Origin of the sequence: Clostridium zhoujianii, from assembly GCF_051590805.1 — a bacterium.
Classification (GTDB): domain Bacteria; phylum Bacillota; class Clostridia; order Clostridiales; family Clostridiaceae; genus Clostridium.
This window is the reverse complement of record NZ_JBPUTF010000001.1, coordinates 185,779-209,209: the sequence shown is the minus strand read 5'-3', so window position 1 is coordinate 209,209 and position 23,431 is coordinate 185,779. Positions and strand designations below refer to the sequence as shown.

The 23,431-nt window shown below is 29.9% G+C and carries 23 protein-coding genes; 6 read left to right on the top strand and 17 right to left on the bottom strand.

The features are described from left to right. Nucleotides 1–20 precede the first annotated feature (20 nt). Nucleotides 21–2,084, bottom strand: coding sequence for a hypothetical protein (locus tag ACSYT2_RS01045; protein WP_438382846.1), 2,064 nt, complete (start codon nucleotides 2,082–2,084; stop codon nucleotides 21–23). A gap of 120 nt (nucleotides 2,085–2,204) precedes the next feature. On the opposite strand from ACSYT2_RS01045, the gene ACSYT2_RS01040 reads away from it, so the two are divergent. The 3 genes from ACSYT2_RS01040 to ACSYT2_RS01030 all read left to right on the top strand — a co-directional run bounded on the left by ACSYT2_RS01040 (nucleotide 2,205) and on the right by ACSYT2_RS01030 (nucleotide 4,498). Continuing rightward, a complete protein-coding gene (locus ACSYT2_RS01040) occupies nucleotides 2,205–2,660 on the top strand; it encodes a hypothetical protein (RefSeq protein WP_438382844.1) in 456 nt (151 codons plus the stop codon). Nucleotides 2,661–2,701: 41 nt separating this feature from the next. Further along, the gene (locus ACSYT2_RS01035) at nucleotides 2,702–3,157 is read left to right on the top strand and encodes a hypothetical protein (RefSeq protein WP_430857397.1); all 456 of its coding nucleotides are present in this window, start codon (nucleotides 2,702–2,704) and stop codon (nucleotides 3,155–3,157) included. Between the two features lie 90 nt (nucleotides 3,158–3,247). After that, the gene (locus ACSYT2_RS01030) at nucleotides 3,248–4,498 is read left to right on the top strand and encodes a glycosyltransferase family 2 protein (protein WP_430857398.1); all 1,251 of its coding nucleotides are present in this window, start codon (nucleotides 3,248–3,250) and stop codon (nucleotides 4,496–4,498) included. A gap of 69 nt (nucleotides 4,499–4,567) precedes the next feature. On the opposite strand, the gene ACSYT2_RS01025 is transcribed toward ACSYT2_RS01030, so the two are convergent. The 9 genes from ACSYT2_RS01025 to ACSYT2_RS00985 form a co-directional block, all read right to left on the bottom strand. After that, nucleotides 4,568–5,794, bottom strand: a complete 1,227-nt coding sequence (locus tag ACSYT2_RS01025) for a glycosyltransferase family 2 protein (RefSeq protein ID WP_438382842.1) — start codon at nucleotides 5,792–5,794, stop codon at nucleotides 4,568–4,570. Nucleotide 5,795: 1 nt separating this feature from the next. Further along, nucleotides 5,796–6,893, bottom strand: coding sequence for a CDP-glucose 4,6-dehydratase (gene rfbG, locus ACSYT2_RS01020; protein ID WP_438382841.1), 1,098 nt, complete (start codon nucleotides 6,891–6,893; stop codon nucleotides 5,796–5,798). After that, nucleotides 6,875–7,645 carry a glucose-1-phosphate cytidylyltransferase gene (rfbF, locus tag ACSYT2_RS01015; RefSeq protein WP_430857401.1) on the bottom strand — a complete coding sequence of 257 codons (771 nt, stop codon included), beginning with the start codon at nucleotides 7,643–7,645 and terminating at the stop codon, nucleotides 6,875–6,877. Before rfbF ends, rfbG begins: the two co-directional genes overlap by 19 nt. A gap of 2 nt (nucleotides 7,646–7,647) precedes the next feature. Continuing rightward, entirely contained in the window at nucleotides 7,648–8,331 is a 684-nt protein-coding gene (locus ACSYT2_RS01010) for an acetyltransferase (RefSeq protein ID WP_438382839.1), read from the bottom strand. Nucleotides 8,332–8,334: 3 nt separating this feature from the next. Further along, entirely contained in the window at nucleotides 8,335–9,477 is a 1,143-nt protein-coding gene (locus tag ACSYT2_RS01005; protein WP_438382838.1) for a DegT/DnrJ/EryC1/StrS family aminotransferase, read from the bottom strand. 21 nt (nucleotides 9,478–9,498) lie between these two features. Continuing rightward, complete coding sequence (gene rfbC / locus ACSYT2_RS01000; RefSeq protein WP_430857404.1) at nucleotides 9,499–10,032, bottom strand: dTDP-4-dehydrorhamnose 3,5-epimerase; 534 nt, start codon at nucleotides 10,030–10,032, stop codon at nucleotides 9,499–9,501. 133 nt (nucleotides 10,033–10,165) lie between these two features. After that, on the bottom strand, nucleotides 10,166–11,086 hold the full coding sequence (gene ftsX, locus ACSYT2_RS00995) for a permease-like cell division protein FtsX (protein WP_430857405.1): 921 nt from the start codon (nucleotides 11,084–11,086) through the stop codon (nucleotides 10,166–10,168). 25 nt (nucleotides 11,087–11,111) lie between these two features. Further along, the gene (locus ACSYT2_RS00990) at nucleotides 11,112–12,257 is read right to left on the bottom strand and encodes a murein hydrolase activator EnvC family protein (protein WP_438382836.1); all 1,146 of its coding nucleotides are present in this window, start codon (nucleotides 12,255–12,257) and stop codon (nucleotides 11,112–11,114) included. A 117-nt stretch (nucleotides 12,258–12,374) separates the two neighbouring features. Further along, nucleotides 12,375–13,175, bottom strand: a complete 801-nt coding sequence (locus tag ACSYT2_RS00985; RefSeq protein ID WP_438382834.1) for a nuclease-related domain-containing protein — start codon at nucleotides 13,173–13,175, stop codon at nucleotides 12,375–12,377. Between the two features lie 165 nt (nucleotides 13,176–13,340). Here ACSYT2_RS00985 and ACSYT2_RS00980 point away from each other — a divergent pair, with 165 nt between their 5' ends. After that, nucleotides 13,341–14,231, top strand: a complete 891-nt coding sequence (locus ACSYT2_RS00980) for a hypothetical protein (protein WP_438382832.1) — start codon at nucleotides 13,341–13,343, stop codon at nucleotides 14,229–14,231. A gap of 91 nt (nucleotides 14,232–14,322) precedes the next feature. On the opposite strand, the gene ACSYT2_RS00975 is transcribed toward ACSYT2_RS00980, so the two are convergent. Both ACSYT2_RS00975 and ACSYT2_RS00970 read right to left on the bottom strand, forming a co-directional pair. Further along, nucleotides 14,323–16,296, bottom strand: a complete 1,974-nt coding sequence (locus tag ACSYT2_RS00975; RefSeq protein WP_438382830.1) for a methyl-accepting chemotaxis protein — start codon at nucleotides 16,294–16,296, stop codon at nucleotides 14,323–14,325. 276 nt (nucleotides 16,297–16,572) lie between these two features. Continuing rightward, complete coding sequence (locus ACSYT2_RS00970; protein ID WP_438382828.1) at nucleotides 16,573–17,613, bottom strand: pyruvate kinase; 1,041 nt, start codon at nucleotides 17,611–17,613, stop codon at nucleotides 16,573–16,575. A 121-nt stretch (nucleotides 17,614–17,734) separates the two neighbouring features. Here ACSYT2_RS00970 and ACSYT2_RS00965 point away from each other — a divergent pair, with 121 nt between their 5' ends. Further along, nucleotides 17,735–18,139 carry a hypothetical protein gene (locus ACSYT2_RS00965; RefSeq protein ID WP_430857411.1) on the top strand — a complete coding sequence of 135 codons (405 nt, stop codon included), beginning with the start codon at nucleotides 17,735–17,737 and terminating at the stop codon, nucleotides 18,137–18,139. A 116-nt stretch (nucleotides 18,140–18,255) separates the two neighbouring features. Beyond that, nucleotides 18,256–18,741, top strand: coding sequence for a DUF4883 family protein (locus ACSYT2_RS00960; RefSeq protein WP_430857412.1), 486 nt, complete (start codon nucleotides 18,256–18,258; stop codon nucleotides 18,739–18,741). A gap of 68 nt (nucleotides 18,742–18,809) precedes the next feature. Here ACSYT2_RS00960 and ACSYT2_RS00955 read toward each other — a convergent pair whose 3' ends face one another. From ACSYT2_RS00955 to folE, 5 genes are all read right to left on the bottom strand, one after another. Next, a complete protein-coding gene (locus tag ACSYT2_RS00955; RefSeq protein ID WP_438382827.1) occupies nucleotides 18,810–20,579 on the bottom strand; it encodes a heme NO-binding domain-containing protein in 1,770 nt (589 codons plus the stop codon). 153 nt (nucleotides 20,580–20,732) lie between these two features. Then, complete coding sequence (folK, locus tag ACSYT2_RS00950) at nucleotides 20,733–21,545, bottom strand: 2-amino-4-hydroxy-6-hydroxymethyldihydropteridine diphosphokinase (protein ID WP_430857414.1); 813 nt, start codon at nucleotides 21,543–21,545, stop codon at nucleotides 20,733–20,735. A gap of 10 nt (nucleotides 21,546–21,555) precedes the next feature. Next, nucleotides 21,556–22,365: a dihydropteroate synthase gene (gene folP / locus ACSYT2_RS00945; RefSeq protein ID WP_438382825.1), complete on the bottom strand. Its 810-nt coding sequence runs from the start codon at nucleotides 22,363–22,365 to the stop codon at nucleotides 21,556–21,558. Nucleotides 22,366–22,385: 20 nt separating this feature from the next. Further along, the gene (locus ACSYT2_RS00940; protein WP_430857416.1) at nucleotides 22,386–22,859 is read right to left on the bottom strand and encodes an HD domain-containing protein; all 474 of its coding nucleotides are present in this window, start codon (nucleotides 22,857–22,859) and stop codon (nucleotides 22,386–22,388) included. A gap of 13 nt (nucleotides 22,860–22,872) precedes the next feature. Then, a complete protein-coding gene (gene folE, locus ACSYT2_RS00935; RefSeq protein ID WP_430857417.1) occupies nucleotides 22,873–23,430 on the bottom strand; it encodes a GTP cyclohydrolase I FolE in 558 nt (185 codons plus the stop codon). Between the last annotated feature and the right edge of the window lies 1 nt (nucleotide 23,431).

Below are 23,431 nucleotides of genomic sequence, written 5' to 3'. Positions count from 1 at the left end.
CATTATTATAGTATTCAATATTAAATATTTGTGTTTATTAATAAATTAATTGTAATAAATAATCTTTTACTATCCACTATTTTATAATTTAAATCTAAAATCTCAGGTATTATACTTATTTTCTCTCCATCTACATAAGTATCAGGTAAATTTATACTAGATGAAAAGACCTTTTCTCTAGACATAAAATACATAACATCATCACCTTCAAAACCTAAATACTCAATTGTATAACTTAGATTACCTACATAAGATAAACTGTATCCAATTATATCCTTAGAATCATAGTTCATATCTCTATTAATGCTTCTAATATTCTCACTAATAATTGTAGGATTAAAGTAAACATTACTTACTTCCCTCATCCTTGGAGTAACCTCCGATATATCAATTTCATCCTCAACTACTACCTCTTCAAATGTAGTATTAGAAGCCTCTATTTCTAAGGTATCTGTTTCTAGCTTTTTATAGCTATACTCCCTATCACCCTCCCCCTTATAATATATATCTATAATTCCCTTAGCCCCTATTAGCTTATTACCCCTAAATCTTGTATATACAAAGCTCTTATCTAGTACTACTCCATCATTTCTTTCTATATTTATTTCTTCTTTATATTCAACCCCACCATCATCAGCAGCATATTTAGTATCTAATAACTCTTGTATTTCATTTCCATGTTCCAATCTATACTTTATCTTTACTGGCAAAGTTCCATCATTTATTATGGTAATTGTATACTTAACTTCTTTTCCTAGTAATAGTACTTCTTGATCAGAAACAAAAAAATACTTTAGACTTATATCATCTACCTTGTTTCTTAGTACAGGACCTATATACTCTTTAATTTCTTCCTTAACTTCATTACCATAGTTATAATACCCTTTTACTATATAGCTTGTTTCAATAAAATCCCCCTTCTTACATTCTTCAATTAACCCATAATACTTTAACTCTATTCCTTCATTTGCATCAATTCTATCTAGAATTATCCCATCTGACTCATTGTTGTATTTATACCTATTATTATCTATGAATACATCATTATTAATTACTTGTATTCCCTCTGGTATATTTATTTTAATAGAGACCCTCTCTAAGGCTCTGCTCCCTAAATTATCAATATATAAATTAAATACACCCCTATCTCCAACTATATAATTCTCTTTATCGCTTATTATTTCGCAATTTATTTTTTCAACTGTTATATCAATTTCTTCTACTTCATCTTCTTCATTACTACTTTCTTTAGAATTTTTTTCATCTATATTACCTAGGCTATTATCAAATTCTTCAATTCTATAGCTTAAAGGAATTTCCTTACTTTCTATTGTTTCTAAAATATACTTTTCTTCATAGTCATCAAAATAATCATACTTAGCTTTAGTTTTTATTCTATCCTCTCTAATATCTATATCTACTATCTTTCCAATAATCCTTATATTTATAGTACCTGCTACTTCAAGGTTTCCTATCTTTATATATTTATAATTTTTCCCTCTCTCTAATTCATCTCTGCCTAGCTTTATCTTCTCTAATAATATTCCCTTTGGAAATATCTCTTCTAATATTAGATTTATTGCCTTTATATTTCCATCATTTCTTATTATTATCTCCTCTTCAATAAGATCACCTATTCCATATTCCTTTTTATCTAAGACTTTTTCTATATGTAACTTTACTCCCTTTATCTTTGTAACAACAATATTGCTATATATCCTTCTAATACTTTCTTCATTATTGCTTGGGTTATAACTTATCACAATATTATTGTCTATCTGACCACTTAAAGGAATTTCATTTACTATTGTTGAATAATTTAACTTTAAAATACTCTTAGATGGAAATACTGATATTTTAAACTCATTCCCTTTATTAACACTGTATTTTTTACCATTTATATATAGGCTATCTTCCTTGTATCTACAATGACTAGGTATTTTTATTGGAACTTTCACATTAAAAATATCCTGTGATGTATTATTCTTAAACTCAACTTCATAAGCTATTTCTGAATATAAGGTTGCTTTCTCTCTATTACCCTTCATTCTCAAAGCTTTATTAAGAGTAGTCCCTTCCTTCATTATCCTCACTCCCCTTATTTTATAAATTTTCTTTTATATTAAAAAATATATGTATAGTTATACTTAATTTATTATTTGTTTCATAAGATACAATGAAATAAATAATTTTGAGGTGTAATAGTGCAAAATCAATTAATTAGAAACTTCCATAATATACTGCCTAAAATAAAGGATAATACTAAATTTAAAAGTTTTACTGTCTCTAGATTAGTTGCTATTCCATCTGATAAACCTGGAATAAATACCGTACTTAAATCCTCAGCAACCACAAAAATTTTAAGTACTAACATAGTAGAAATCCCTAATAAAGCTTATTTAAATAAAAACCCTTCACGAACATATAAATTATTCTTTAAAGGTTCTATTTCTAGTAATGTAAAGTATATCTCTAATAATGAAAATGGCTCAATTTATTATGATAACTTCGAACTTTTTTTTGTTGAATCATTAACCTCCTTAGATAGATCTTCTTATGGTAATAACAATATTGTTGTAAATATCCTTGATATTTCTGCAAGTAAATTCAATTCCCATTCTATTTTTATAAGTCTTATATTATTTGTACAAGTAATCTAACTCAGTAATTTATCCAAATCAATAAGGGAGGTAGACAAGGTTTGAATTTGAATGAAATAGCTTATTATAAAGAATCTATTATAGATGGATACATATCAATTGAAGAGAGCTTAGAGCCAATAAAAAAAACTTTATCTTTAACTTCTAACTTACAAATAGATAATTCTAAGCTTATGAATACTACTCCTTTAGTTTCTAACGAAGGATACTCTATAACTAAATTCATGCTTACTATCCAATACTCTTTTAAAGCTTATTTAAAATATATTTCTGATAGTAGCTCCAATAATATATTTTTATTAGCATTTTCTAATGACCTAAATATATGCCATTTTCCACTACCAGAACTTATTAATAATTGCCCTACAGATTATCTTATTGATAACGAACTCTTTAAAATAGCCTACGATATTTTAAATATAGAAATTGAGCCCATTGATAATAGAACTTTCTATTATAATATTGCAACTTTATTTAAGTTAATTCCATTAAACTGATTTATATGATAATTTAAAATATCTATACACAAATATAATAGTAAAAGCATATTATGATTGTGTATTATTTTTTATGAAGGAGCTCTAACTATGACAAAGGCTAGTCTAGTAGTACTTGCATATAACCAACTTTCTTATACTACATTATGCATTGATAGCATATATAAGTACTCAAAGGATGTAGATTTTGAACTTATTACCGTTAATAATGGCTCAACTGATGGTACTAAGGAATATTTTGATTCATTACCTAATAAGAAAAAAATAAATTATGAAACTAATGTTGGGATTGAAAAGGCCATAAATGATTCCATAGATATTTCAGAAGGAGAGTATTATGTTTTAATTAATAATGATATTATTCTTACTACCAACTGGCTTAGTAATATTGTTAAAGTCCTAGATTCAGATCCTAAAGTAGGTGCTGTAGTTCCAGCTAGTAATACTCCTACTAATGATCAAATTGTTTATGCAGAATATACAAACACCACTGAGCTTCAAGAATTCGCTAGAAATTATAATGTCTCTAATCCTCGTAAATGGGAAGAACGTGTAGATTTAACAATGTATCTTGTGGCATTTAGAACTAAAGAATTGATAGAATTAGGTAAATTAGACACAGCATATTCACCTGGTGGTCATGACGATGATGATTTAAGTTTCCGTTATAGACGTGCTGGCTATAAATTAATTTTAGCTTATGATACTTATGTACATCACTATGGTTCTGTAACTATGGTTGAACATTATGTAGATCGTCCTCATATGAATAAAAATCATTTATACTTTATAAATAAATTTGGTGTAGATGTCTATCAAGTTATCTTCTCAATGAACTATCTAGTTTTATTAAATCTAGACTGTTCTAAAAAGGGAGATCTTAGCTTCCTATCTGTTGGTAGAACCTGCGGTAATACAATGCTCCGAGCTAAAAATATTTTAAAACGAAATGAATGGATAGATAATATAGAAACAACATATTACTCCCTTGGAAGCTTATATTTAACTGATTTAAAAACTCTTTTCGATACTGTAATATTAGGCTCTTTGGATAAAGTAGATGAATCTATTTCTAATAATAAATATGATTTTATATTTATTGAAGAGGATTTTAGTACCCTTGGTGATCTTGTTATTAGTAATCTACTAAGTAATTTTAGAAATAACTTAAAAGAAAATGGTGATCTTTTCATAACCTTTACTAATACTGCAAGCTCAACTTTCAGGGAAAACCTAGAAAATATTATAGAGGATTATAATTATTCAATTTCTGACATTAAATCAAATGATAAAGATTGTATATATATTTTAAGACCTCCTACTATAATAGATATTAATTAACTATAGTATAATATTTTAAGATAATGGCCACTTTAAAGATTAAAAAAATCTTCAAAGTAGCCATTATATTTATTTGCATATAAAATAATAATCTATTTCCTCTTCCCCAGTAATTCTCCTACTTTCTTTATATCCATTGATATTAATTAAATTCCTTACATCCTCTCTACTGCATACTTCCCCATTTGAAGTACTTATATTTTTTATATTAAAAATTAGTGTTCCATCTTCACATAGGTTATCTCTTATCTTGCTTATAAATGTAGCTATTTCACTAATGCTATATATAAGTTTATCCATATAAATATACTCAAACTTCTCCCCTTCTAATATTTCATAAAGTTCAACTATATTTCCACTTCGAACCCTATTACATATAGTATTTAAATCAGTAGTATACATATTACTAAAAGAAAAATACTCTAATTCTATATTTTTATTACCTAACTCAGTTAATCTATTTTTAATTTGTAGTATAGTTGCACCACAACTTTCACCTATACCTAAAATTTTGATTTTTTCTTTATTAATATAATTTAAGTTATCTACAACATTAAAATTAATATAATTAGCTTCCCAAGAATCATACCCAAATTTATTCTTAAAGAATACTCTGTTTCTTCCTAAGATTGCAGCATAGGCTTCTCCAATAGTTACTGATCCATAATGATGAAGATAAGTATCCTTTGTTAATACTAACTTATACCCTGCCCTTCTATATCTGCAAGTTAAGTCATCATCATCAAAGCCACCTGGAGAATATATCTCATCTAATCCTCCTATTTCCTTTAACTCTTTAGTCCTAAAAATTGCTGCATATAACATGAGCCTTAATCTTTCTTCCCACTTACTACTATCTGATTTATTATAGCTCTTTGCTACTTCTTGAAGCATATTAGTATCATAATATTCTAATGCTACAGTCTGATAGTTTGATGATGAATTACATACTGGCACCGCTACACCTATATTAGGGTCTGACTCCATTACCTTTATTAAATTCTCTAGCCAATTCTCCGTGAATATTAAATCATTATTTAGGAATACAGTATACTCAGCTTCTGCCTGTTTAATTGCCTCATTGAAGGCTCTATCCCCTCCAACATTAGTTTCATAATTGATTTTTTTCTCGTTAGGTAAAGAATCAAAAAATTCTTTTGTTCCATCACTTGAGCCATTATTTACTGTTATAAATTCAAAATCAATATTAGATGTATATTTATATAGACTATCTACAGCTAGTTTTGTATACTCCAGCTTATTATAAGCTAACATAATTATGCTTACTTTTTTCAAATCAAACCACTCCCCGTCTTAATTTACAGTAGTCACTTATTTGATTTACATTAAACATATACATATCTTCTTTAAAATCTCTATACCATTTTGCAGTGTACTCAATAGTTTCATCTATGGACATTATAGAAGACCATCCTAGCCTAATTCTTGCCTTAGTACAGTCTAAAGTTAATAAATTAGCTTCATGTACTCCCTTTTTTTCAGATTTATCTTCCCATGAGCCTTCCCCAAAATTTCTTATTATTAGATTTACTATTTCTGATACTCTTACTTGAAGCTCATCACTTGGTCCAAAATTCCAACCTTCTGAATATAGCTTTCCATCTTCATATAGCCTTCTTCCTAATAACATATAACCATATAAAGGTTCTAATACATGTTGCCAAGGCCTAATTGCTTCTGGGCTTCTAACAGAGATTTTCTCATTATTTCTAATAGATCTAATGCAATCTGGAATTATTCTATCCTTAGCAAAGTCTCCTCCCCCTACGACATTTCCTGCCCTAACTGATGCAATAGCCTTGTTATGCATATCATATTCTTCTAAATTAAAAAAGGAATTTCTGTATGAAGATATTAAAAGCTCACAACATCCCTTACTTGAACTATATGGGTCATATCCCCCCATTGGATCATATTCCCTATATCCCCATATTCTTTCCTTATTCTCATAACATTTATCTGTTGTTATCATTACCCCTACTTTAACACTATTACTATTTTTTATAGCCTCTAATACATTTAAAGTTCCCATTACATTAATTTCATAGGTTTCTCTAGGATTATTATAGGATTCTCTTACCAAAGGTTGTGCTGCAAGATGAAATACCATCTCTGGCTTGTACTGATTGAAAACATCATCTAGCTTTTTAAAATCTCTAATATCTCCTCTAATATCTACTATTTTTGAACTAAGTCTTGAAACATTAAAATTATCCTCATTATTTTCTGGATCTAAAGAATATCCTATAACCTTTGCCCCTAATTCCTGTAACCATAATGATAACCAAGAGCCTTTAAATCCTGTATGCCCTGTTACTAATACTACTTTATCCTTATAAAAACCATCAAAAATATCTAGCTCCATATTTTCCATGGTATATTCCCTTCCTTGCACATATTCTCTACTACTAATACATCCTTTAATGTATCTACTGCCTTCCAGAAACCATTATGCTCATATACTGCAAGCTCTCCATTCTTTGCAATATTCATTAAAGGTCCTCCTTCAAAAGAACAATCTTCCTTTATATAGTCAAATACCTTCCTATTTAAAACCATATAGCCACCATTAACCATATCCTTTAGCACAGGCTTTTCCTTAAAAGACTTTACTATTCCATCCTCTACATCCATAATTCCAAAATTAGATACTGGATGAACCCCTGTTAATGTAGCTAGTCTATTTTTGCTTTTATGGTAATCTACTAGCTTATATAAATTTACATCACTAAGACCATCTCCATAGGTAAATAAGAACTCTTCTTCATCAATATATTTCTCAACTGATTTTAATCTTCCACCAGTTTCAGTTTGAATGCCTGTATCTACAATTGTAATATTCCAATTTTCTTCCTCTTCATTTGTATGGTATTCTATTTTTTGATTCTTATCTATATGAACGGTTAAGTCATTATTTCTCCAATACATTTCCATAAAATATTGCTTTATCATTTCTCCCTTATATCCGATACATAGTATAAAATCATTAAATCCATAGGAAGAATAGAATTTCATAATATGCCATATCATCGGCTTTCCATCTATAGTTACCAATGGCTTAGGCCTATATTCTGTTTCCCCAGCCATTCTTGTCCCTCTTCCACCACATAGTATTACTACCTTCATATTTATTCCCCTTCCTTAGTTTTAATTATATCTCCACTATCATATTTCTTATTATTGTACTTAAGAATCTTTGCTGGATTTCCAACAACTACTGCATAGTCAGGAACATCCTTAGTCACTACTGCCCCAGCCCCAATTGTGCACCATTTCCCTATTTTTCTTCTTGGTAGTATTGTTGCATTAGTCCCAATTAAAGTACCATCACCTATGGTTACTATTCCTGCAATTGATACCCCAGGAGCTATAAAAACTGAGTTCCCTATAGTTCCTTCATGTCCTATAAGAGACCCCATATTAATAGCTGTATTATTTCCAATTCTGCAGTCTGCTTGTATTACTACATTTTCTTGAATATAGTTTCCTAATCCTATTGTAGTCATGGTTAAATCTACACTAGGATGAATTAAGTTATCAAACTCTAATCCCATATCAGCTATAACCTTAGATGTTTCATATCTTAATTCAGTAGTTCCTGTAATTAGATTTAGAAATTTAATGTCTTTTCCTATATACTCATCTAGTATCTCATTTCCTCCTAGTACTGGAATTCCATAAAAATCTTTTCCTTTCTTATTAGGGTCATTATCTAAAAGCCCAACAACTTCAAAGTTTGCTATAGTTCTTTTTACAGCTGCTATAACTCTAATTGTTTCTGGATTTTTTGCCCCAATAAGAATTAATTTCATCTCTTACTTCCTCCCATTTAAGTTATCAAATTCTAACATTGCATTTATCACATAATTCACTTCTACATCAGTTAACCCTGAATGAAGAGGAATAGTTACAAACTCATTCCATATCCTATACGCAGTAGGAGTATCATTTTCATACTTTTTAAAATATGGATGTAAAGTTAATGGCATATAATGTACTCCTGTAGCAATATCTCTTGCTTGCATAAATTTAATAAACTTATCTCTATTATTAACCCTAAGCATAAACATCCAGTAACTACCTACTTCCTTTTTATAGGGAATTGCTGGTCTAAATGTTGTACACCATTTAATACCATCTAAGTATTTTTCAATTATATACATTCTTCTTTTATTCATTTGTGGTAGTTTTTCTAATTGTTTTAATCCTATAGATGCCATCAAATCATTCATATTATATTTATATCCTAGGTCTAAAATTTCATAATACCACTGACTAGTTTCTGAACTTATATTGTTCTCCTTTTCTCTTTGCCAGGTATCCTTATTCATTCCTACCCATCTACTATGCCTCAAAGGAGCAATTAGTTCTTCATCATCTGAACATATCATTCCTCCATCCCCTGTAGTCATACATTTCTTTTCTTCAAAGCTATAACAACCTATATCTCCAAAGGTACCAAGGATTTTACCTTTAAATTTTCCTCCAGCTGTGTGAGCGCAATCTTCTATTACTTTTAGGTTCTTGCTTCTAGCCCACTTAACTACCTCATCTATTTTTCCTGGACAACCTCCATAAAGAACAGGAATTACTGCTACACAATCCTCATCATATTTTTTTTCTAAGTCCTCTAAACTAATACATAATGTATCTTCATCCACATCTACAAAAACAGGCTCTAAATCATTATATAAAGGTGCCATAGCCGTTGCTGCAAAAGTAAGTACAGGAACTAATACCTTCTTTCCTTTAGGAAACTTAAAAGCTGATAATGCTAAATGTAAGGCTGCTGTACATGAATTAAGTCCTACTGCCTCATTACAACCTACAAAGTCTTTCCATTTATCTTCAAATTCTTTTGTTTTAGGACCCATTCCAAGCCAAGCTCTATCAAAAGCTCCTTTTACTGCCTCTAACTCTTCTGCCCCAACATTTGGCTTAAATAATCTTACTTTCATCCCACTTATTCTCCTTAATATTTATTCTTGAAATAATGGCCATTTTCTATCTTTTTCAGATATTATTAATTCATTTATTAATGGCCACTCAATATTAAACTTCTTATCATTCCATCTTACTCCAGATTCACTTTCTTTATTGTAAAACTCAGTCACTTGATAGTATGCAATTGTATTATCTTCTAATGTTAAATATCCATGAGCAAATCCTTTTGGTACATATAGGGCTTTTCCATTTTTTTCACTAAGCTCTACTCCAATCCATTGAGCAAAAGTTGGAGAATCTTCTCTTAAATCTATAATCACATCGTAAAAACTACCTTTTATACACCTTATATACTTTGTTTCTGAAAAAGGTTCCTTTTGAAAGTGCATTCCTCTTAATGTACCGGCTTTTGCATTATAAGACATATTACATTGAAGTATGTCTGCATCTAATCCATAGGATTCCATTTCTCTTTTACACCATGCCCTTGAAAAAGAGCCTCTGCTATCTCCTATTTTTTCCATAGATACAATATAAGAACCTTTAAGTCTTGTTTCTATAAAAAACATTAATTCCTCCTAATTTAAAACTTTATTACTACTATATTCATATCTATTCTATTGGTTCATTTATTACAACAATAAAGAAAGACATTAGCACAAGGCTAATGTCTTTCTTTAAAATTCACTATTTATCTTATTTTTAAACATCTAAATATTTTTTAAGAGATACTATACTTCCTAAACCACCAATACCTCCACCAATTAAAGATATAATTGGTACTAATATTACTAATATACTTCCTAGTGGTGTTAAATAAAAACCTGATATAAATGAACCTACGAAACTATGTATATTACTTGATAAAAAAGTATATAGCCCTGAAATAATCATAATACTTATAATAGATCCAGATAAGCCTATAATTGCTCCTTCAATAATAAAGGGTAACCTAACATAATTATCAGTTGCCCCAATAAACTTAATTATTCTAATTTCTCTTCTTCTTACAAATACAGAAACCTTTATAGCATTTGATATAAGTAATATAGCTCCAAGAAGTAATACTCCTATTAAACCATACCCTAAAATCTTAACATATTTATTTATACTATTTAAAAATTCAGTAACTAAGCTTCCATCTGATACCTTATAAAATTCCTTATATTCTTCTAACTTCTCCTTAACCTTGTTACTATCAGCTCCATTTGTAGGCTTAATCTCAAAAGTTGCAGGAATAGGATTTCTTCCCTCCTCAGCAACCTCATCAATTATTCTTTTCATTTCATCATCATTATCATCTTCAAAGCTCTTTTTATATAAATCCAAGCCTTCATCTGTGGTAATGTACTTTAATTCCTCCACATCATCCATATCCTGTATCTCATTTTTTAGTTCTAATACTCTATCTTCTTCAATATCATCATTCAAAAAAGTAACTATTTTTATTTCACCTTGTAAATTAGTTATATTATCATTCATAACTCTTATTATTGAATAGAATATTCCTAATGAACTTAAGGATATAATTACTGTTGTTAATGCTATAAATGATACAAGCCTATTTAAAATAATATTCTTAGCCCCATCTACAACCAAATTTTTTACTGTATGTCTTTTCATCTTAATAGCCCCCTCCTTACTTCATCTATTGTAGATAACCCATAGGATTAACAGTTCGTCCATCTTCTTTCACTTCAAAGTGACAGTGATTACCTGTAGAGTTACCCGTTGTCCCCACTAAAGAAATAACTTGTCCCTTAGTAACTACATCTCCTACCTTCACTAACCGTTGAGTATTATGAGCATATAATGTAACAATGCCACTACCATGATCTATCACAATCATATTTCCATAGGATTCATTGTATCTTGATATTATTACCTTACCTGAATTCGCTGCTATAACCTCTGTTCCTGCTGGTGCTGGTATATCTATCCCTGTATGTAGCTTAACCAGACCTGAAATAGGATGTACCCTATATCCAAAAGGAGAGGATATATCATTATATCCTGGTACTGGCCAAGTCATTTCTCCTTCATATGTACCATCCCCAGTTAAATCTACTATTTCCTTATCTATTTTATCTCCTGTTAATTCAAGGCCTTCTATTTCACTTGCAGTTAACATCATATCTGCACCAATATTTTTTTGTAACTCTATAAGTTCTGCAACCTTTTTACTATTCTCATCCATCAATACTTGTAAGCTATCCCTTTCAGGCTGAATCTGTAATTTCTTTTCATCTAGTTCACTTATTTGAGCACTTAATTTTTCTTTCTTTGTATTTAAATCTTTTTCTAAAGCTTTTATTTCATTAATTATTGCATTATTATCTTTTACAAGTTTAGATACCACTTCAAGCCTTCTTATAAAACTTGTAAAATCTTTAGATTCTAAAACTAAAGCTATATATCCACCTGATTTTTGTTCATACTCAATTCTCATAACACTTCTAATTAGTTCATAACTTTCTTCTATTTCCTTTTGTATTTCATCTATTTCTTCATCAATCCTTTTATTATCCTTTTCTATTACATCAATAGAATTTTGTAATTCATTTAATTTATTTTGTACTTCATCTATTTTGTTTTGAATCTCAACAGTTTCCTTTTCTACCTCTTTTCTTTTTCTCTGTGCTTCATCTAAATTTTTTCCTGCCTCATTTAACTTATCTATCTTTTCCTTAGCATCCTTATCTACTGAATATGTATATATTGGATTCTCAAAATAAAATACTAATGAATTTATAACTACTAACCCTGTTAATAAATATATTGCCTTCTTTTTCATACTTAATTACTCCCAAATCTTGTTCCATTTTATTCCTACATCCTTTATTATACAAATATAAAAGCCATACAGCAAATTTTACTGTATGGCTTAGTATATAAACTATAACTTTCTTTATTAGGACAGGCTTATAATATTTAAAATATAAAGAGCAAAGAAAATAACTACAACAAATAATCTACTCCTAAATTGCCATCTATTATCTAAAATCATATGATAATTTTTTACTACTTCCTCTAAATCTTTTTCCTCTTCTATAATAGGATATATCCTTTGATATAACTCTTCATCATCGTATTCTTCACTGCAATCATATTCATTTATATACGTAGCAATTTCATCATATCTAACAATAGGCACTGCCGAATCCTCTTCACCATCAATATCCACCCTATCATTAATCATTACAATCACATCTAATATTTGATCTTCCTTTAAAACTTTATTTAATATTTCTCTATTTTCTCTAATTTGTGTAATAGGCGAAGAAACTAATTCCTTACTTTTTCTAGTTTTTTTATACCACTTATTGTCTTTATTTATCTCTATATTTCCAGTTAAAGAACATTCAACAATATTAAATACACCCTTTTTACTTACAACTATATCATCAAATGCTACAATTTTATCATTTACCTTTAAAGTAATCCTCTGTAAAGGTGTCATTTTCTTCTTTAATGACTTCATACTTTTTTCCATCTTACTACAATGTTCTATTTCATTAACAACAACTCCACTACGTGACTTATTATATTTTAAAATTGGGATACATAAATATATACCTAGTGTCACAAAAAATATATTACTAGATGCAGAATTAAATCCAATCTTCAATAAAGTAATCGATAGCTGATATATTATAAAAACTAAAATAAATGCAGTAATAAAATATGAAAATCTTTTTATTTCCTTAAACATAATTACCTCCAATTAACCTTTTTCTATAGTCTGTCCTTTTTCATAACTTTTAATCAATTATAAACACTATGTCTCATATCCTCATATAATAGGATATAAAGTAAAAAAACTATCTATATAAAATTATTCTTATATAGTTATATTTTTAGAAAGGATTGAGACTAAATGATATTTGACTGTAATGATTCTACAGATTCAAAATTCCCTGACTGCTGTGGATGTAATCAAATATGTCCACCTGGACCTATAGGCCCAAGAGGTATTACTGGACCTACCGGCCCTACTGGGGTAACTGGACTTAACGGTACTACTGGACCTACAGGTCCAACTGGTAATCCTGGCAGTACAGGCCCTACTGGAGTAACTGGTCCCACTGGGATAACTGGACTTAATGGTAATACTGGCTCTACTGGTCCTACTGGGGCAACTGGCCTTAATGGTGATACTGGTACTACAGGTGCTACTGGCCTTACTGGTAATTCTGGCCCTACTGGAGCAACTGGAGTAACAGGTGCTACTGGAGCTACAGGTGTAACCGGCCCTACTGGAGCAACTGGTCCTACTGGGGCAACTGGCGTTACTGGCCCCTCTGGTGGAACTGGATCTGCAATACCTAGAACCTTTGGTACTTTATTACTAACTAACCCACTAACATTTGCCCTTACTCCTAATGCCATAGTTTCTTTTGACCAACAAATTACCCTAAACACAACAGCACAACCTGTTGGTGGACCATATGTATCAATTGAAATTAATTTTCCTGGGCTATATTTTGTAACCTGGAGTGCAACCATCGATAAAAATACTGAAAATATTAATAAAGCTGTTTCTTTGGGTATAAGTGTAAATGGAGCTACCATTGGTGTTGCAATAGACACCTATATAATGAATGGAGTAGAGGGTACCGCTACTGCTAGCGCTACTTTACAACTAAATCTTGGAGATACCCTTACTTTAAGAAATTTTGACAATAATAATACAATTGACTTAGGTAGCCCTCTTATTACAGCTGGGGGCGTTATCGTTAATCTAAACGTAGTAAAAATTACGGATTAGTATAATAATCAAAAAAGAAAATAGTAGGTCTTAATCTATATTAGTACCTACTATCTTCTTTATTATCAATTAAAAAATATATTATTTTATCCTATCTTACCTTAAATTCTGCCAGACTACTATTCATTCCATTTGTTAATTCAGTTAAACTATTAGCTGAATTTGCCACCTCTTCACTTGCTGCATTCAATTCCTCTGAAGAAGCAGATACCTCTTGTGCTGTAGCAGAAATTTGTTCTGAAACTGCAGATATATTTTCAACTTTTGATAGTATTCCTTGCTTACTTCTATCTATTTCTGTAAAGGATTCTGATATAGATGCTATCTTTGGTATTATATTATTAACTGATTCAGATATCTCCTTAAAGGCTACAATTGTTCCATCAACAACTTCATCTTGCTTCTTTAATGCTGTATTCATTTCATCAGTCTCACTAACTATATTCTCAGTACTCATTAGAATTTGCCCTACTGTATAATAAATTTTTTCAGTAGATTCCTTACTCATCTCAGCAAGCTTTCTTATTTCCTCAGCTACAACAGCAAAGCCTCTTCCTGATTCCCCTGCTCTTGCTGCTTCTATAGCTGCATTTAATGCAAGTAAATTAGTTTGTTCTGATATATCATTAATTAAATCAGTCATTTCATTAACTTTTCTAATGTCACCTGTCATTTTGTTAATTAAATCATTGAATCTGGCGAAGTTATTGTTAAAGCTTTGAATATTTCTAACTAATTCACCTAATTCTTCATTACTGCTACTTGCTTTATTATCAATAATACCAGACATAGTATTTATCTCTTTGATTGAATTATTTGTAGAATTTATCTTTTCTCCAAACTTATCTAATTCTCTTGCTATCTCTGCAAGATCTGCTGCTTGGTTTGTTGTTCCTGATGCAACCTCTTCTATAGCTCTTACTATGTTTTCTGTTAAAGCAGTTTGTTCTTCTGATATTGCCGCTAAGCTTGATGCATTTTTATCTACATCCACTGATCCATTCTTAATGTTCTCTATCATATACACCATAGAATCCTGGGTAAGTGATAATGATCTACACATATTCCCTACCTCTGTTTTATCCATTAAAGATTCTTCACTAACTCTCTTACTAAAATCACCTTCTGCTAGTACCTTCAAGGTTCCTTCTACATCTTTAATTTGATTTGAAATACTTCTTGCTAATATCATTATAACTATTGATATTAATATTATTGTTCCTAAGGATAATATTAATGTTATTGTTCTTACTGATGTATTATCATGAAGTAAATCACTTGCATCAATTGATATAAGTACAGAAAGATTAGTTCCTTCAATTGGTTCCATTGAAATATACTTATCTAACCCATTATTCTTATATTCTTCAAAGTTGCTGTTACTTTCCTTCATAATTTTATAAGCTGATTCTAAATCGGCTTCTTTTCCCTCTAGAACTTCAATTCCTCCAAGTTCTTTTCCTTCATCATTCAACACATATACTTTTCCTGTTTCTAAAACCTTAATGTTCTTCGTTATGTTAGTTATATCTGAAATTGGTCTTATAGCAACTAGAATACTAACAACTTCTCCTTTACTTCTAATTGGAGTTGCATACTTAATTGCCTCTTCACCATTATGTATAAATAAATTTGATATGTATGTCTTACCTTCCTTACAGCTCTTAAATAATTCAGTGTTCTCTAAATTTTCATTCCCCCCATTAATGTAGCTAATACTACCATCAAGGTTAAGTATCCCCATATCAATATGTCCATTGCTTTCTATATTTTTCTTTAACATATCTATTCTAGCCTCTTCTGGCCTACTTAAATCTGAAAGAACCGGACTATTTGTCATTCCCACTATACTATTTAAATTACTTTTCATAGTATCACTAATTCTACTAGTGATTAATTCATTATTCTGTTTTAAAAGTTTAGAGCTTGTCTTAATGACACCCTTCCAAGAAAACATAATACCTGTTATTGAAATAGCTAAACAACCGATAATTACAACTGGTAGCAATACTTTCAATAGTTTTCCTTTTAAACTTTTACTGTTATCTCTAACTTCCACCTTCATCCTATAACCTCCTGAAAAGTATAATTGTTACTTATATAATACACCAATTATTTATATTATTCCAATATTTTCTTATTTTCGACTACTAATGTATATTTTTCCTTCTATAAAAAAATCTGCTATTTTATCACAGCAGATCTCTTACTTATCTATTTAATTTAATATTAATATAATTAAACCTATAAAAATAATAAAATAACCCTATATAAGGAATATATTATTACTATTCCAAGTGCAGTCCACATAAGAGCTAATACATACCCTTTATCCTTACTATTACTCATGTTCCTCACCTTTTATCTTTTCATATCTATCTATTAGCTTCTTAAGGAACTCAACTGTTCTTATAGGTGCTTTTCCAACTGAGGTTTCTCCTGCTAGAAGAAATCCGGTGACTCCATCCTTTATTTTATAATAAATACTCTCAACCTCAGCTAATTCTGCTCTTCTACCATTTTTCATACTATTTAATAAGTGAGTTCCTATTATAATATCTTTATTTTTTCCTCTAAGTCTTCTTAATGCCTCTTCTTCATATATTGGAGTACATATTAATGAGCTTTCTGGTATTAAGTCTCCTCTACCAATTAAGACTCCATCAACTTCTTCTATAATCTCATCCAAATTCTTTATTCCCTTTGGTGTTTCTACCTTTGCCCATATTTTAGGATTATAACCTAACTTATTTTTGCTCATCACGAAACTTTTAACCTTTTTTATGTCTAATGCACTTTCAACAAAGGATTGACAAATAATATCTACAGAATGGTTTATACCCCATGCTAAGTCCTCCCTATCTTTTACAGATAAAGATATATCATCCCTTGGGAATCCTTTTATATTACATCCCTTTCCTGCCCTTACTATTCCTCCTCTTTTAACCTTTGCCATTAACCCCATCTTATTTATAGAGATAATATCAAATATCATTGTATTATCTTTCATAGATATTTCTATTAGCTTATCGGAATTTAATTCCTTACTATTTATATTTAATGGAATTATTTTTTTAATTACATTACTTGATTTATACCTATTATCCTTATACACATCTTCTCCGCAAAACATAACTTGTTCTCCGTTATATATTTTTATAATATAGTTTAATTTATCTGAAACCCTTATTTTTCTTCCAGAAAGATCCTGTAATATATGTATATCTTTTTTTATTCCCCTTGCCTCCATTATTATTCTCTCAAACTCTTCAGTATTTCCATGTGAGAAATTAAGTCTTAACCCATTTGCCCCACCGTCTATTATGTCCTTTAAAACTGCTTTTTCCTTTGTGCTTGGACCTACAGTGGCGATTATTAACATATGACCCTCCTTAATTATTTCTACTAATTAATTCTTACTCCTAACCTTCTATAAATATCACTTAAATATTTTAATAATCACAAATTCACCATAATAACATATTATGTATTGGGGTGGTTTTATGTTGAAATTCTTAAAATCTACAATTAAACTTTTCAAATCTCAATGCCCTGCTACTAAGGTAATATTATTAATAGGAATCATATGTTTGATAAATACAATATTATCCATATTCTTTTCATCAACATTTGCATCTCCAGCTGATGTAGCTATCCGCTCTGTTATGTCCTCTATATTCGGTTATATATTAGGAGATCATTGTCTTCCTAATAACTTTGGTAATAATGGTATTCAAGTATCAATAGCAAGTATAGTGGCTTTATTCTGTATGGCTGCTATCATATTACTTTATTGGACAGACATTAGCCAATCCTCAGCTGCTGCAGTTGAAATAAGAAATCTTCTCTTTAGCTCTGTAGGTTTTTTAATTAGTAAAGCTAAGGGAGAAGAAAATAATAGTTGTTAATTTAAAAGGGTGTTCGTAAACTATAGTTTAATACACCCTTTCTTTAATTATTATGTTCTAATTTATTAAGTTACGGAATAAATTAATAAGGTAATTAATTGCATTAGGAGGTAGTTGTGAAAAAAATCAAAATTACTCTAGTTCTTATTCTATTAATAATATTACAAGGGTGTGCCTTTGAAGATCCTAAATACATACACTTCAAAGATAAAAGTAGTAATGATTTTTATACAAAGGAAATATACTCAAAATTACTAAAGTCTGAGAACTATTCATTAGATGTTTTTAATACTAATATCTATAAAAATATCCCTGTTGCTGATGAAGAAGAAAATGTTATAGAGAATTTTATTCGTGAATTATCTCCTGAAAATTACCTTGAGGATACTGAAATTTCAAATAAGGAGCCTTATCAGATTAAAATAAAATTTGAAGATAATAGTAGTTATGTAATTAAGGTTTATAATGAAAATACTATTAGTGTATCTCCATGGGATGGGATATTTAAAGAGGATATAATAAATATTGAAAACCTTCCTAAAAAATATAACCTCTATGACTTTTGTAAACATATTGAAAATAAGGCCCGTGAATATAAATAATATGTTAGTAATAAAAAGTACCTATAGCCTAAACATCTTAAGTCTAGTCTATAGGTACTTTTTTATATCTATTTACTTGTTAGTCTTTCTGTAACATCCTTAACTTTCTCTAATTTTAAAAGTATATCATCAATATCTTCTGTATACTTCTCAATATCCTCTCCTGCTCTTTGTGATGTAGCTACATTCTCTACTGCTATATCTCCAAGAGAATATAAAGTTCTAAACATATCATTTATAGATTCTGATTCCTTATTTAATGCATCTATACTTTCATTTGTAGCTTCTGATACTACTTGAATTAAGTTAGTTGCTTCATAGCTTGTTTCTCTTACAGCCTCTAATCCTGATGTTTCTTTTTCTAATATTTCATATTGTTCCTCTATACTTTTAACTAACATATTTATATCACTTATAAATTCATTTAAGTTAACATTTATGTTCCCTACGGCTCCTGTTGATTCTGTAGCTAACTTCTTAACCTCTTCCGCAACTACTGCAAAGCCTCTTCCCTGTTCTCCTGCTCTAGCCGCTTCAATTGATGCATTTAAAGCAAGTAAATTTGTTTGTTCTGCCAATCCTGAAACTAATGAAACTATATCTGTTATATCCTTAGCTCTTTCTTGAAGCTTAATTCCACTATCCTTAACTACTGTAAATGTATTTAAAGATTCTTTTATATTTTTACTTGTTTTATCTACACTAATATGGCTTTCATTTATCTTAGATACAGCCTTTTCTAATTCACCTTTATTAGCATTTTCAGATTGAATTAACTTCTTAAGGGCCTTTATATTTTCTTGCATTTGTAATACAAGGCCTTCAGTACTCTCCTCTTGCTTCATTGCAAGCTCAGAAACGCTTGATGAGAACTCCTTAATACTAACTGTATTAGCTTTCATATCCTGAGTGATACTGTATATTGAGTTCATGAATACTGACATCTCATCTTTTACACCACCGAAGGAATAAACATTCTTTAAAAGCTCTTCTTTTGTATCCTTTAAAGATTCAACCATATCTTCAAAGCAATCATTAGTATCTAATTCCTTCTCAATAATATTTTTACGAGTAAGCTTTTCAATCTCTTGATTTATAGTTTTTATAGGAGCCGTTAACATAGTTACTATAATATAAGTAGATATAGCAGATGTTAACCCAGCTATAGCTCCTGTAGCTAAACCACCAAATATTGCTCCAACTATAAATGTTATAATTCCTGTCACTAAGCCAGACTTCATTCCAAAGTTATATTTTCCTAGGAATGATAATGCCTTATTAAGTCTAAATCTTTCTTTTTCCATTATAACTTTTTCAAATTTTATCTTTAATTTTAATTTTCCTTTTGATCTTTCTAACTCTTTTATTTCAATTTTTTCTTTAAAGAACTTAGCACTACCATTTAATAAACCAAGAAAATAAGAATATAACTCTCTATTAGATATGTATGTAAATTCTATTTCAGTATTACTTATTATATCTAACATTAGTCTTGGAGGATTTGCACCCTTAAATATTTTCATTACAACATCATGTACATCATTTAATGATTTAAGAAAGCTATATAGGTTGTCCTTCTTAAAAAATGTAGGATAAAATGAGTAGAATGCATCTAGATTCTTTACCCCAATTTCATGCCATACCTTGTCCACATCAACATTTAATTCCTTAGCCACATTAGCTATAAATCCAAATACCTCTCTATCCTCAACACTATCGATTGGGTTAAAAGTTATATTTTCTTCCCAACCAGCAGATCTTAATGATTTATTAGTTAAATTTTCTCCATAGAGTTCTCTACAAGTCTTTATCCATGTAGAAACAACAGTTCCTTTCATATGTATCCTCCTCATTATCTATAATATAAATTATAAATAAAAATTATATCGCTTTATATATAATTTTATCATATTTTAGTATATATTATCTAACATAATATATAAAAAAAAGAGATTTAATTAATAAAATCTCTTTTAAAATTAATATTACATTTAAGAATTCTCTTCTAAAAGTCTAAATACTCTTTTTCTAAGTAGTGGATGTATCTTATTCGGTGCTATTTCATTAAGTGGCTTTAGTACAAAATCTCTTTCTTCCATTCTTGGATGGGGTAAAATTATTTCTTCATCCTCTGATATTAAATCATCATAGAATATTACATCAAGATCAATTATTCTTGGACCCCATCTTAAGACTCTCTCTCTTTTCATTTCATGCTCAATACTTAATAGCTTTCTTATTAATTCCTTTGGTGAAAGATAGGTTCTTATCTTTAATGCTCCATTAACAAACTCTTCTTGATCTGTATATCCCCAAGGTTCAGTCACTATAAAACTAGATACCTTTTCTATATTAATTTCCCTGCATTCACCCATTCTTTTAATAGCTTCATTAAGATTTGCCTCTTTATCGCCTATGTTGCTACCTATAGCAATATAAGCCTCATGCCAACCTCTTTCTATTTCTACTGCTGCATAATCTAGATGTCTTCCAATAGGTGCCCAAGGTTTCTTTAATGTTACTTTAACTAGTTCTATCATTGGGTAGTTAACTAAAGTAAATTCTGCAACCTTTTCTGCTGCTGATTCTATTAAATCATGAGACTCTTCCGTAAATGCCTTCTCTATTCCATGACAAAGTTCTCCATAATGTACAGACTTAGTTAAATCTCCGCTCTTTCCAGCCTCCTCAAGATTTAATGTTAATTCTATATCTAATATAAACTTTTGTCCTAAAGTCTTTTCTTCTTTAAATACACCATGATTTGCAAATATCTCTACATTTTTTAAATATATTTTATCCATAATAGCCACCTTATTTTGCTTTCATTATTTTATCTGTCATTACACATGCTCTCTTATTCTCAAGAACGTCATGAACTCTAATAAATTCGCAACCTTTCATTATTCCCATAACTGTAGTCGCTACAGTACCCTCAACTCTTTGATCTACAGGTAAATTAAGAGTTAATCCTATCATTGATTTTCTTGAAGTCCCTAATAACACTGGGAATCCTAGATTTTTAATAACTTCAAGATTCTTCATTACTATTAGATTTTCTTCATAAGTCTTAGCAAAACCTATACCTGGATCAAGTATAATATTTTCTCTTTTTACCCCTGCTTCTAAGGCTATATCTATGCTTTCTACTAAATCCATTAATACATCTTTCATAATATCTTTATAAGGCATATCTACTCTATTATGCATTAATATACATGGAACCCCGTATTTAGCTGCAGCTTTTGCTATATCCTTGTCCTTCTTAAATCCCCATACATCATTAATAATATCAGCCCCTGCTTTTATTGCTTCTTCTGCTGTTCTAGCTTTATATGTATCTATTGATACTGAAATATCAAAGTGTTTTTTTATAGCCTTTATAATAGGTACAACTCTTTTTATTTCCTCTTCCACCCCTACAGCTTCAAAGTTTGGCCTTGTTGACTCACCACCAACATCTATAATATCTGCACCATCTCTTATTAACTCTTCTGTTCTTTTAAGGGCAAGTTCTACTTCATTAAACTTTCCACCATCTGAAAATGAGTCAGGAGTTACATTAAGTATTCCCATAACATAAGTTCTTTCACCCATTACAAATTCTTTATTTCCAATTTTCATTATTACCCCAACCTTCCTTTTTAAGAAGTAATCTCAAAATTTTTCTTTGACTTACTCCAATAACAGTCTTTCTCAGCTTTACAATTAAAACAATTTCTAGATAATTTGTCACTTTTATAAATTATTTTAGAAAGTTCATCTTCTGAAGATCCTCTATGATTTTCTATTGCCTGTAACATATTATTTATTTCATCCTTTGAATAACTAGTTTCACCTAATATCTCTCTAGCCAATATTACACTAGCTTCATGATGTGGTATATTCTTCTGATATTCTAATACCCTTCCTATATCATGAAGTAAAGCAATTCCGTAGATAACTTCCTTAGAATAAGAAAGTCCTCTCTCTAAAACCTCAATATAAGCAATTCTTGCAACATCAAGAAAATGTTCTATTGTGTGATTACAAAACTCTCTATCTTTTTCTAGTTCTAATAAAAGCTCTAAATTTTCTTTATACTTTTTATTAATTAGTATTTCATTAACCTTATTCAAGGATATCACTCCTTTACTGATTTATTAATGAAAGAACTTCTTTTCTTAGTTCATAGTTCTCTTCAAAAACACCTCTATATGTTGTAGTTAAAGTTCTAGCACCTGGCTTCTTAACACCTCTCATAGTCATACACATATGTTCAGCCTCAATTACTACCATTACCCCTTGAGCACCTAAGTATTCCATCATAGCATCTGCTACCTCTGAAGTTAATTGTTCTTGTAGTTGTGGCTTCTTTGCATAGGTTTCTACAGTTCTTGCAAGCTTTGATAATCCTGCTACCCTTCCATTTGGTATATAGGCTATATGTGCCTTACCATAGAAAGGTACTAGGTGATGCTCACACATTGAAAAGAAAGTAATATCTCTTTCTAAAACTAAATCATTTCTATTTATCTCAAAAGTCTTTGCAAGATGATCCTCTGCCGTCTTACCTATCCCTGCAAATATCTCTTCATACATTCTAGCAATTCTATCAGGTGTCTCTACTAATCCTTCTCTATTTGGATCTTCTCCTATAGCCTCTAGTATTAATTTAACTCCCTCTGCTATCTTTTCCTTATTTATCATT